This window comes from Lentzea aerocolonigenes (genome assembly GCF_000955955.1).
Taxonomy (GTDB): Bacteria; Actinomycetota; Actinomycetes; order Mycobacteriales; family Pseudonocardiaceae; genus Lentzea; species Lentzea aerocolonigenes_A.
On sequence record NZ_JYJG01000542.1, the window covers coordinates 1 to 10501 of the forward strand.

Annotated in this window: 15 protein-coding genes and 1 pseudogene; 10 read left to right on the forward strand and 6 right to left on the reverse strand. The window is 69.8% G+C overall.

The window, feature by feature from the left end; translation table 11 throughout:
• Nucleotides 1–7: 7 nt before the first annotated feature.
• Nucleotides 8–739, reverse strand: a complete 732-nt coding sequence (locus UK23_RS46205; protein ID WP_045318214.1) for an SDR family oxidoreductase — start codon at nucleotides 737–739, stop codon at nucleotides 8–10.
• 28 nt (nucleotides 740–767) lie between these two features.
• On the opposite strand from UK23_RS46205, the gene UK23_RS46210 reads away from it, so the two are divergent.
• The gene (locus UK23_RS46210; RefSeq protein ID WP_045318215.1) at nucleotides 768–1274 is read left to right on the forward strand and encodes a DinB family protein; all 507 of its coding nucleotides are present in this window, start codon (nucleotides 768–770) and stop codon (nucleotides 1272–1274) included.
• Here UK23_RS46210 and UK23_RS46215 read toward each other — a convergent pair.
• The 5 genes from UK23_RS46215 to UK23_RS46235 are packed head-to-tail and all read right to left on the reverse strand — an operon-like array spanning nucleotide 1261 to nucleotide 5464.
• Nucleotides 1261–2418 (reverse strand): MAB_1171c family putative transporter, encoded by a 1158-nt coding sequence (locus UK23_RS46215; protein ID WP_045318216.1) that lies wholly within the window; start codon nucleotides 2416–2418, stop codon nucleotides 1261–1263. The two genes, UK23_RS46210 and UK23_RS46215, sit on opposite strands and share 14 nt — an antisense overlap.
• 2 nt (nucleotides 2419–2420) lie before the next feature.
• A complete protein-coding gene (locus UK23_RS46220) occupies nucleotides 2421–2909 on the reverse strand; it encodes a hypothetical protein (protein ID WP_052685646.1) in 489 nt (162 codons plus the stop codon).
• Complete coding sequence (locus UK23_RS46225; RefSeq protein ID WP_052685647.1) at nucleotides 2906–3331, reverse strand: XRE family transcriptional regulator; 426 nt, start codon at nucleotides 3329–3331, stop codon at nucleotides 2906–2908. The genes UK23_RS46220 and UK23_RS46225 overlap by 4 nt, the downstream gene beginning before the upstream one ends.
• A 9-nt stretch (nucleotides 3332–3340) precedes the next feature.
• Nucleotides 3341–4651, reverse strand: a complete 1311-nt coding sequence (locus UK23_RS46230; protein ID WP_045318218.1) for an NAD(P)/FAD-dependent oxidoreductase — start codon at nucleotides 4649–4651, stop codon at nucleotides 3341–3343.
• Nucleotides 4652–4666: 15 nt separating this feature from the next.
• Nucleotides 4667–5464, reverse strand: coding sequence for an IclR family transcriptional regulator domain-containing protein (locus UK23_RS46235; protein ID WP_045318219.1), 798 nt, complete (start codon nucleotides 5462–5464; stop codon nucleotides 4667–4669).
• Between the two features lie 101 nt (nucleotides 5465–5565).
• Here UK23_RS46235 and UK23_RS55230 point away from each other — a divergent pair.
• The 9 genes and pseudogenes from UK23_RS55230 to UK23_RS46270 form a co-directional block, all read left to right on the forward strand.
• Nucleotides 5566–5757: pseudogene (locus tag UK23_RS55230) on the forward strand (flavin reductase family protein); the annotation flags it as partial.
• Between the two features lie 16 nt (nucleotides 5758–5773).
• Nucleotides 5774–6388 carry an enolase C-terminal domain-like protein gene (locus tag UK23_RS46240; RefSeq protein ID WP_231114994.1) on the forward strand — a complete coding sequence of 205 codons (615 nt, stop codon included), beginning with the start codon at nucleotides 5774–5776 and terminating at the stop codon, nucleotides 6386–6388.
• Between the two features lie 3 nt (nucleotides 6389–6391).
• The gene (gene catC, locus UK23_RS46245; protein WP_045318220.1) at nucleotides 6392–6679 is read left to right on the forward strand and encodes a muconolactone Delta-isomerase; all 288 of its coding nucleotides are present in this window, start codon (nucleotides 6392–6394) and stop codon (nucleotides 6677–6679) included.
• 181 nt (nucleotides 6680–6860) lie between these two features.
• Entirely contained in the window at nucleotides 6861–7007 is a 147-nt protein-coding gene (locus tag UK23_RS52380; protein WP_156213881.1) for a hypothetical protein, read from the forward strand.
• A gap of 19 nt (nucleotides 7008–7026) precedes the next feature.
• Nucleotides 7027–7797, forward strand: coding sequence for a 3-oxoadipate enol-lactonase (pcaD, locus tag UK23_RS46250; protein ID WP_045318221.1), 771 nt, complete (start codon nucleotides 7027–7029; stop codon nucleotides 7795–7797).
• Nucleotides 7790–8914 (forward strand): acetyl-CoA C-acyltransferase, encoded by a 1125-nt coding sequence (locus tag UK23_RS46255; protein ID WP_045318222.1) that lies wholly within the window; start codon nucleotides 7790–7792, stop codon nucleotides 8912–8914. Before pcaD ends, UK23_RS46255 begins: the two co-directional genes overlap by 8 nt.
• Nucleotides 8911–9669 (forward strand): CoA transferase subunit A, encoded by a 759-nt coding sequence (locus UK23_RS46260; protein ID WP_045318223.1) that lies wholly within the window; start codon nucleotides 8911–8913, stop codon nucleotides 9667–9669. Before UK23_RS46255 ends, UK23_RS46260 begins: the two co-directional genes overlap by 4 nt.
• Entirely contained in the window at nucleotides 9656–10282 is a 627-nt protein-coding gene (locus tag UK23_RS46265; RefSeq protein WP_045318224.1) for a CoA transferase subunit B, read from the forward strand. The genes UK23_RS46260 and UK23_RS46265 overlap by 14 nt, the downstream gene beginning before the upstream one ends.
• A 26-nt stretch (nucleotides 10283–10308) precedes the next feature.
• The coding region (locus UK23_RS46270; protein ID WP_045318225.1) for a hypothetical protein at nucleotides 10309–10501 on the forward strand (193 nt) is incomplete at its 3' end.

Sequence of the window (10501 nt, forward strand, 5' to 3'; positions counted from 1 at the left end):
ACAGGCCCTAGAGGCCGCCGGACACGTCCACCGTCGCACCGACCACATAGGACGATCTCGGCGACAGCAGCATCGCGACGACCGGCGCGACCTCCTCGGGTGAGCCGAACCTGCCGAGCGGGATTGCGCGCCGGCGCGCCTCCTCGGCCTCCCACGCGGCGAAGTCCAGCGACGTGCCCGACCGCGCGTGCTTGGCGTGCTGGCGTTCGGTGCGGATCGCGCCGAGGTTGACGGTGTTGACGCGGACGCGGGGTGCGAGCGTCGCGGCCAGCATCTCCGCCACCGACCCCACCGCTGCCCGCGCGGCGCTCACCGCCGCCATGTCCAGGTCGGGAGAGCGCGCGGTCACCCCGTTCAGCACCACGACAGCGCCCCCGATCATGTGCGCGGCCGCGGGTTCGACCAGGTTGAGAACGCTCGCAACCTTCAGATCGCACTGTTCTCGCCACACCTCGGCCGGCGTGTCCAGCACTCCCCCGACCGCTCCGGCACCAGCGTTCGCGACCACGCCGTCGAGCCCGCCGAACTCCGCGGCCACCTCCGCCACGAACTCCCGCATCCACTCGCGGTCTCGCACGTCACCGACGCGAGCCAGCACTTCCGGTCCCCACCCCGGATCCGTGCGCGCACACGTCGCCACCCGCGCACCCTCGTCGAGCAGCACGGACACGATCGCCCGGCCGATCCCGCGACTCCCGCCGGTGACGATGTACCGGCGTCCCGCCAATTCCAGGTCCACGGGATCATCCTGATGAAAGACTGCCCCCGTGACCACCGAACGCCCCAGCCCACCACTCCAGGCGGACGAGCGCGAGACCCTGCGCGTGTTCCTCGACTACCACCGCGCCACCCTCGCGATGAAGTGCGACGGCCTGTCCGACGAAGACCTGCGCCGCCGCTCGATGCCGCCGTCCACGCTCACGCTGCTCGGCCTGGTCCGGCACATGGCGGAGGTCGAGCGCACCTGGTTCCGCAAGGTCATCAACGGTGAGGACATCCCGCTGGTGTGGTCCGCCGAGAACGACTACCAGGTGGCCTACGACGCCTCGAACTCGAACCGGTCGGAGGCGTTCGAGGCGTGGCAGAACGAGGTGGAGCACGCGCGCAGGATCGAGCGCGAGGCCGAGTCGCTCGACGTCCTCGGCTACCAGCCGCGGTGGGGCGAGCAGGTGTCGCTGAGGCTCGTCATGCACCACCTGTGCCACGAGTACGCGCGCCACAACGGCCACGCCGACTTCCTGCGCGAGGGCATCGACGGCGTCACAGGGGCATGAGGCTGCGCCCGGCCGCCGCCACGACGGCCGGGTTCCTCATCTCCCGGCCCAACGCCAGCAGGTCGTCCAGCTCGTCGTCCAAATTGGACGCCGCCGACCACGCCGAGGTCTCCGCCGGGTGCAACGCCGCAGGTGAAGCCAACCCGATCCGGAGCACGCACGCGTCCAGGGACAGCGGATCGCCGATCCCGGCTTCCTCCAGCGCCATCCCGGCAAAGGCCCGCGTGTCAGGGGAAACGCGGCCGGACAGCTCCAGCTGCGCGTCCCGGATCTCGACGGTCCGCCGGTACAGGCGCAGCTCCAGCGACCCGCCCGCGCGTTCCAGCACCACGGACGGCACGGCGGCCACCAGCTCCGTCCACAACGGACCGAGCCGCCGGTACCCGCGCAGCCGGCGGAACCACCGCGCCGCCGACAGCCCCGCCTGGATCAGCCCGCCGAGCACCGCGAGCAGCATCCCCAGGTACAGCGCGATCTCCGTGAACTGGCCGTACTTCGTGTACTGGGTGCCTTGGGGAACGATCCCGAGGCCGTACCAGATCACGTACCAGTAGCGGCATCCCGAGTAGACGGTGACCGACAGGCATCCCAGCCACAGCAGGAACAACGCCACCCGCAACGGTCCGGAAGCCCTGCGCCGCCACAACGGGAACAGGACGACGGCTCCGGCGATCACGCCAGCGCACATGGTGGAGATGTCCACCAACTGGTAGGTGATCACCGCGGGATGGGTCGGGTGGAAGTACCCGAAGTCCGGTTTCTCCAGATCACGGGGAATCAGAGGGAACACAGCGACCAGCACGACCGCGGCCACGACCAGCACGTACCGGCCCACCGTCACGAACCGGGTGCTCGTTCCCATCGCCATCAACCCGAACCGCAGCACGAAGGCGACACCGGCGAGGCCCGTCAGGTGACCGATCAGCAGCGCCAGGTCCGGCACCCCGGCGAGCCGGTCCACCGCGTATCGGACCTCGCGGACGACGAACGTGGACGACAGGGCGAAGCACAGGAACGCCAGCGCCACTGTCCGGTCCTGGGGCGAACGACGCACCGTCCGCAGCCGGAACAGCACGAAACCCCAGACCACGACGAGCACTGCCAGCACGGGGATCGGCAGTTCCAGCGACGGGAACTCCACCACGGCTACCGGTCCCCGAACACGTCGTTCATCAGACCCAGCGCGCCATCGGGACGTGCCGGCGCGATGCTCCAGCCCGCCTGCTCGCGGATCAGCGCCGCGACCATCTCGGCCTCCTGCTCGGCAGGCGTCGAATACCGGGTGCGCGCCAGCACGCGCCGTACCACCGCCGGGTCGAGATCGCCGAGCAGCGCGGTCACCCCGTCAGCGCTGTCGAGCGTGTGGTCGCAGAGCATGTGACCGATCTCGTGCAGGATGATGTTCTGCTGGTGCAACGCCGACGCACCGCGCGCGTGGAAGATGTGGTCCGCCTGGGCCGTCGCCACCCACAGTCCGCACGGCAGGTCCGCGGCTCCGTTGTACGGCAAGGGATGCAGGTGCAGCGCACGCCCGCGACTGGCGGAAACCTGCGCGCACAAGGCCTCGATCGAGAACGGCTTCGGCACCTCGAAGCCCGCGAGCCGGTCCTTCGCCTGTCTTCGCAGCCGTCTCACGACTCGTCGTCCGCGGGCGGCAGGCCCTCGATCGTCCGCGCGTGCTGGATCATCCCCAGCACCGCCTTGATGCTCGCCGGGGACAACCCGGAGGCCCGCAACGCCAGCGAGCGCACATCGCTGTCCCGCAACGCGACCAGCAGCTCCAGCTGGTCCTCGATGCCGCTGTTGTCGTCGTCGAGGAAGTACGACGTCGGCACGCCGAAGAACTGCGCGAGCCCCTCCAGGTGGCGCTTGGTCGGGTTGTCACGCAACCCCTTGCGCAGCTGCCAGACGTACGTGTGCGAGATCGAGATGCCCTGCTCGCGGATCTGCGCGGCGACTTCTTCGTACGTGTACTCGCGCTGGCCGCCAGGGCGCACCGCCTTGAAAAGCCGATCCAGCCGCTCGGCCAACGTCGGCTGCTCCCCCTGCGCTACCACCAGTTCATCCTAGTCACCGCGACCGGCTGCGGCAGGGGGCAGGTCCGCTTGCGCCAGCGTGATTCCGCGGTCCGGCACCACACCGAAGTGCGTGATCTGCCGCCCGGCGCCCAGCTCGGTGATCCAGTTCGCGGCCGTCCGGAACCGTCCGTACGGCAGGTCCATCAGGTGGTAGCCGCGCGTCACGGCCTTCGCGGGCAGGCTCGTCAGCGGCACGCCCAACGGGTTCGCGACCGCCTGCCAGCCGCCGAGGTCGACGACGAAGCCGAGGTCCTTGTGCTTGTACTCGCGCGCTTCGCCGTACCCGAGCGACGCCGCGATGTTCAGAGCCGCGACCCGGCCCTGGCGTTCGGCGTGCTGTGCGGTCATCGCGGTGATCTCCCCTGGCCGCACCAGGTCCGGCACGGCCGCCGCGTCCCCTGCCGCCCACACGTTCTCGCACACCTGCAACGACGTGTCGGTGTCGACGCGACCGTTGGTGGCGGGCCTGTTCAACGTGCTGACCAGCGGATCCGGCCGCACGCCGACACACCACACCACCGTGCGGGTCTGGATCTCGGTGCCGTCGGAGAGCCGGGCGCAGGTGTCGGTCATCTCCTTGAGGCTGGTCTCCAGCCTGACCTCGGCACCGCGCCGCAGCAGCACCTTCCTCGTGGGTTCGGACAGTCGCGGGTCCAGGCCGGGCAGCACCCGTGGCGCGATGTCGACGAGGATCCAGCGCGGCTTCACGTCGCGAAGCCGGGGCAGGTGCCGCCACGCGTCCTGGGTCAGCAGCTGCGTCTGGGCGAGCACCTCGGTGCCCGTGTATCCGGCGCCCACCACGACGAACGTGCACCGCGCCTGGCGTTCCTCCGGATCGTCGGACTGGTCGGCGAGTTCGAGCTGCCGCAGCACGTGGTCGCGCAGGTGGATGGCCTCGGCGACGGTGCGGAAACCCTTGGCGTGCTCGGCGACACCCGGAATCGACAGCAACCGCGTGACGCTGCCGGACGCGATCAGCAGCCGGTCGTAGGAGAGTTCGCTGGACCGCCCCTCGACGTCCATCACCTGCACGCAGCTCTTCTCCAGCGAGATGCCCGTCGCCGCGCCGAGCACGAGTTTGGTGCGCTTCAAGGTGTTCCGCAGCGGCACGGCGACCCGGCGCGGGTCGAGCACGCCGCCGGACACCTCGGGCAGCAGCGGGATGTAGAGCATGTAGTCGGCCGGGTTGATCGCGACCAGCTCGGCCGCGTCCTCGGTGAGTTTCCGTTCGAGCTTGCGCAGACAGTGGAACCCGGCGAACCCGGTACCGATGACCAGGACCCGCGGCCGAGCGGACATCCGTCCTCCCAGGGTCTAGTAGAACCCTTCGCGCCGCGCCGAGCTCTTGTGACCCAGATCGGCGCTGATCCGCTCCGCGGCGTCGAGCAGCAATGGCACCACATCCGACCGGATCGCCTCAACAGATGATCGCCCGACGGAGGTGGAGGACGCGAGCGCGGCGACCACCTCGCCGGACCGGTCGCGGACGGGCGCGGAGACCGAGAGCAGGCCGATCTCCAGCTCCTCCGCGACGATCGACCACCCGTCCGAGCGAACCTGCCGCAGCACCCCTAGAAACGCTTCGACGTCCGTGACCGTGTGCTTAGTCAGCGCCGGCAGCCCGCCCGCGACGATCTCGTCGACGATCACGTCCGGCGCCCACGCGAGCAGCACACGGCCCATCGATGTCGCGTAGGCCGGGATCCGGGTGCCGATCGACACGTTGATGCTCATGATCCGCCGCACCGGCACGCGCGCGACGTACACCGCGTCGCGTCCGTCCAGCGCCGCGAGCGAAGCTGACTCACCGGTCTTCGCGGAGAGCTCCAGCAGGTGCGGCTGCGCGAGCTCGATCATCGCGTGCGACGCCGAGTAGTGCTGCCCGATGCTCAGCACCCGCGGGGTGAGCGACCACCTGCTGCCGGACGCTCGCACGTACCCAAGTCGTTGCAGCGTAAGGAGAATCCGGCGCACGGCTGGACGCGAGAGACCCGTGGCCGCGGCCAGTTCCGCCAGGTTGGGGTTGATCCGGTCCTCGTCGAACGCGAGCAGCACGGCGAACCCGCGCTCGATGCTCTGGATGAAGTCGCGCTCGTCCGGATCGCCCGCCATCGCCACATCCTCCCCGTTGACAGCACGCCGAAGCCGGTGCACTCTCGTGTAACCGCAAAGCGTACATGTTGTACGCACAGCGTACAAGGAGGAGCGGGGGGATGACGCTGGATCACCGCACAATCCGCACCGGTTTCGGCAGGTTCGCCACCGGTGTCACAGCCTTGACCTGCCGCAACGACGATGGCGAACCCCACGGCGCCACCGTCAACGCCTTCACGGCCGTCTCCCTCGACCCGCCGCTGTGCCAGGTGACGCTGACCCGCAAGTCCAAGGCCTGCGGCCGGGCACCGCAGCTTCAAGCTCAAGATGGGCGCGCAGGAGCCGGTCGACGACGTGCGGCGGGTGTGCGCGATCGCGGAGAAGCTGCAGGGTGTCGCCGGTGTCCGGGCGGACCTGAACGCGCGCTGGGACCGGCTGACGTCGTTGCGCCACCTGCCCGCACTGGCCGCCGCCGATGTGGAGCTGGTCGAGCAGACCGTGCCGGGTGCCGAGGTCGAGTGGCTCGCGGAGATCAACCGGGTGCTGCCGATCCCGGCGATGGCGGACGAGTCGCTGCGCACGCCGTCGGACGCGTTCCGGCTGGCGTCCCTGCGGGCGGCGGACGTGTTCTCGTTGAAGACCGCCAAGTCCGGCGGGCTGCACGCAACGGTGGCCATCGCTTCGATCGCGGCGGCGGCGGGTATTCCCTGTCACGGCGGCACCTCGATCGAGAGCCCGGTCGGCACGGCGGCCTCGCTGCACCTGGCGTGCGCGGCTCCGGCCGTGACGTGGGGCAGCGAGCTGTTCGGACCGTTGCTCATGCGCGAGGAGCTGCTGACCACGCCGTTGCGGTACTCCGGCGGCGACCTGCACCTGCCCGACGGCCCTGGGCTCGGCATCGAGCCGGACCCGGCGGCCGTCGCGGCCTTCACCAGGAGGTGACCGTTGCTCTTCCACGTGCGCATGGATGTCTCGCTCCCCCACGACCTCGACCCCGGCCGCCGCACCGAGCTCATCGCGGCCGAGAAGGACCGTGCGTTGGAGCTGCAGAAACTCGGCGTGTGGCCGCACCTGTGGCGGGTCGTCGGGCAGTACAGCAACATCAGCATCTTCGACGTGCCCTCCAACGACGAGCTGCACGCGTGCCTGTCGTCGTTGCCGCTGTGGGAGTTCATGACGGTCGAGGTGACGCCGCTCGCGACGCATCCCTCTGATCTGGCGGCTCAGCCATGACCGCTGTCCGGGAAGGCCTGGTCCGGCGCTCGCTGGAGGATGTGAGCGCTAACTGGCCCAACGAAGACCGGCCCAACGAAGACTGGCACAGCTGTGTGGTCACGACCGGCGTGTGCGCCGCCCGCCGCCGTGCTCGGCCGGCCGCATCGGGTGGAGGGAGTCCTCTCGGACGGAGTTGTGCGTGCCGCCCGGGACTGCTCTTCCACCGAATGGAAACCACGTCGGCACGCTCGGCAGCCGGTTGGCAGAGTTGATCGTGGCGAGCGGCGCCGTGCACGCGAGCGGTCAGGACGGCCCGGCGGTGCACGAGTTCGCGGACCGGCTGTGACGACACGATCGGAGCATCAGTGATCTTGCACCACGTCATCGACGGACCGGAGGACGCCGAGGTCCTCGTGCTCGGCCCGTCGATCGGCACCTCGACCGGTCTCTTCGACGCGCAGGTGGCCGCGTTCGCCGACCGCTGGCGGATCGTGCGGTTCGACCTCCCTGGGCACGGCGGTTCCCCGGACGCCCCTGGCCCGTACTCGATCGAGGGGCTGACCGCGGACGTCATCGAGCTGCTCGACTCGCTCGGCGTCACGCGGTTCCACTACCTGGGCGTTTCCATCGGTGGCGCGATCGGCCAATGGCTGGGGATCCACCACTCCGAACGTCTGTTAACGCTCACAGTTTGCGCCACGGCAGCCCAGTTCCCCGACCCGCCTCAGTGGCCGCAGCGCGCGGCAGTGGTCCGGGAGAAGGGCGTCGAGGCGATGGTGCCGTCACGGCTCGGCACCTGGTACACGCACGAGTTCGCGGTTCTCCAGCCCGACGAGGCCGAGCGGCTGCTGGACATGCTGCGCAACACCACGACCGAGGGGTACGCGGGTTGTGCCGAGTCGATCGGCACGTTCGACGTGCGGGCCGAACTCGGCGAGATCACCGTGCCGACGCTGGTGCTCGCGGGTGCCGACGACCCCGCGACCACGCCGGATCTGGTGCGGGTCATCGCGGACGGCATTCCCGGCGCCCGGTTCGAGGTCGTGCCGGGCTCCGCCCACCTGCTCACGGCCGAACGGCCGGAGGCTGTGAACGCGCTGGTCGCGGATCATCTGACGAGGAGAGTCCATGCGTGACGCCGTCATCTGCGAGCCCATCAGGACACCGGTGGGTCGCTACAACGGTGCGATGAAGGAGCGCACCGCCCAGGAGCTGGGCGCGATCGTCGTCGGGGAACTGATGCGCCGCACCGGGCTGGATCCGTCCGATGTGGATGATCTGATCCTCGGGCACTGCTATCCCACGATGGACGCTCCGGCGATCGGCCGCGTCGTCGCGCTGGACGCGGGCCTGGGTGTCGGCGTGCCGGGTGTGCAGCTCGACCGGCGTTGCGGTTCCGGGCTGCAGGCTGTGATCAACGCGGCGATGGCCGTGCAGACCGGTGCCCAGGAGCTGGTGCTCGCGGGTGGCGTCGAGAGCATGTCGAACGCCGGTGTGGACGCGCTGGCTCGCGGCCGGACCACGGCCGGTGGCGTCAACTACCCGGTGCCGGGCGGCATGCTGGAGACCGCCGAGAACCTCCGCCGCGAGTACGGGATCCCGCGGTCCGAGCAGGACGAGCTGGCGTTGCGCAGTCACGAACGTGCTGTCGCCGCACAGACTTCGGGCCGGTTCGCGGACGAGCTGGTGCCGGTGGGCGGCTTCGTGGCCGACGAGCACCCGCGGCCGGGGTCGACGCTGGAGAAGCTGGCTTCGTTGAAGACGGTCATGGACATCGAGGGCGCGACGGTCACCGCGGGCAATGCGAGCGGGCAGAACGACGGTGCCGCCATGTGTGTCGTCACGCATCCGGACAAGGCCGCGTCGTTGGGCCTGAGGCCGTTGGCGCGCCTGGTTTCGTGGGCTTCGGCCGGAGTCGAACCGGCGCGGATGGGCATCGGGCCGGTGCCGTCGTCCGCACGGGCGTTGCAGATCGCGGGCCTGAAGCTCGACGACCTGGACCTGATCGAGCTGAACGAGGCGTTCGCCGCGCAGGTGCTCGCCGTGACGCGCGAATGGGGTCTCACGGACTTCGACCGGGTCAACGTCAACGGGTCAGGCATCGCGCTCGGCCACCCCGTCGGCGCGACGGGCGCGCGGATTCTCGCGACGATGCTGCGTGAGCTGGAACGGCGTGACGGCAGGTATGCCTTGGAAACCATGTGCATCGGTGGCGGGCAGGGGCTCGCGGCGGTCTTCGAGAGGGTGTCATGAACAAGGTCGTGTCCTCGGCGGCGGAGGCGGTGTCCGATGTGGACGACGGCGCCACGCTGGCGGTCGGCGGGTTCGGGCTCTGCGGCGTGCCGAAGGTGCTGATCAACGCCCTGTACGACAAGGGGGTCGGCTCGCTGGGCATCGTGTCGAACAACTGCGGCGCGATGGACCAGGGCCTCGCGGTGCTGCTGTCGGCGGGCCGGATCGCGCGCGTCACCGGCTCGTACATCGGGCAGAACAAGGAGTTCGCCCGCCAGTACCTCGCGGGTGAGATCGAGGTCGAGCTGATCCCGCAGGGCACGCTGGCCGAACGGCTGCGCGCGGGTGGCACCGGCATTCCCGCCTTCTACACGCCCGCTGGTGTCGGCACGCTGGTCGCGGACGGTGGTCTGCCGTGGCGGTACCACCCCGACGGCACGGTCGCGATCGCCTCGCCTGCCAAGGAAGTCCGCGAGTTCAACGGCCGCGAGTACGTGCTGGAGCAGAGCATCCGCACCGACTTCGCGCTGGTCCGGGCCGCCAAGGCCGACCGCTACGGCAACCTGGTGTTCGCGAAGTCGGCCCGCAACTTCAACCCGCTGGCCGCGATGGCCGGACGGGTCGCGATCGCCGAGGCCGAGGAGCTCGTCGACGTGATCGACCCCGACGAGGTGCACCTGCCCGGCATCTTCGTGCAACGGGTCGTGGCGCTCTCGCCGGAGCAGGTTTCCGACAAGAGCGTGGAGTTCAGGACGGTGCGCCATGTGGAGTCGTGACGAGATGTCCGCCCGCGCGGCCCAGGAGCTGCGCGACGGCGAGTACGTCAACCTCGGCATCGGCGTGCCCACGCTGATCCCGAACCACCTGCCGCCCGGCGTCGAGGTCGTGCTGGAGTCGGAGAACGGCATCCTCGGCGTCGGCCCGTACCCCGAGGACGCCGACGTCGACCCCGACCTGATCAACGCGGGCAAGGAGACCGTGACCGTCCTGTCTGGAGCGTCGTTCTTCGACTCGGCGCTGTCGTTCGGCATGATCCGCGGCGGCCACGTCGACGTCGCCGTCCTGGGCGCCATGCAGGTCTCGGCAGGTGGCGATCTCGCGAACTGGGCGGTGCCGGGCAAGCTCGTCACCGGCATCGGCGGCGCGATGGACCTCGTGCACGGCGCCCGCCGCGTGATCGTCGTGATGACCCACACCGCCAAGGACGGCACCCCGAAACTGGTCGAGGAGTGCACGCTTCCGTTGACCGGCAAGGCCTGCGTCGACCGCGTGATCACCGACCTGGGCGTTTTCGACGTGACTCCAGAGGGTCTGCGGCTCGTGGAGCTGGCGCCGGGCGTCGACTTCGAGAAGGTCCAGGAGAGCACGGCGGCGCCGATTAACCGCTGACTTACCGGACAACGCCACCGTGGGGCATGCGCAAAGTCATGTTGATCCTGCCCGCGGTGGCGCTGTCCGTGCCCGCGGTGGCGCTGTCCGTGCTGGCGTCGACCGGTACCGCCCAGGCCGAGCAGGCCCCCGGCTGCTCGTCGACCACTCAGATCGGCTCCACCGGGTACATCAAAAAGGGCAACACCACCATCGCGTCGGTGAAGCAGTTCAAGGGCT

Excerpts from the sequence above, each read along its gene's own strand:
- UK23_RS46230 (WP_045318218.1), bottom strand. The coding sequence starts at position 4,651 with ATGTCCGCTCGGCCGCGGGTCCTGGTCATCGGTACCGGGTTCGCCGGG.
- UK23_RS46260 (WP_045318223.1), top strand. The coding sequence starts at position 8,911 with ATGAACAAGGTCGTGTCCTCGGCGGCGGAGGCGGTGTCCGATGTGGAC.
- UK23_RS46235 (WP_045318219.1), bottom strand. The coding sequence starts at position 5,464 with ATGGCGGGCGATCCGGACGAGCGCGACTTCATCCAGAGCATCGAGCGC.
- UK23_RS46255 (WP_045318222.1), top strand. The coding sequence starts at position 7,790 with ATGCGTGACGCCGTCATCTGCGAGCCCATCAGGACACCGGTGGGTCGC.
- UK23_RS46265 (WP_045318224.1), top strand. The coding sequence starts at position 9,656 with ATGTGGAGTCGTGACGAGATGTCCGCCCGCGCGGCCCAGGAGCTGCGC.
- UK23_RS46240 (WP_231114994.1), top strand. The coding sequence starts at position 5,774 with ATGGGCGCGCAGGAGCCGGTCGACGACGTGCGGCGGGTGTGCGCGATC.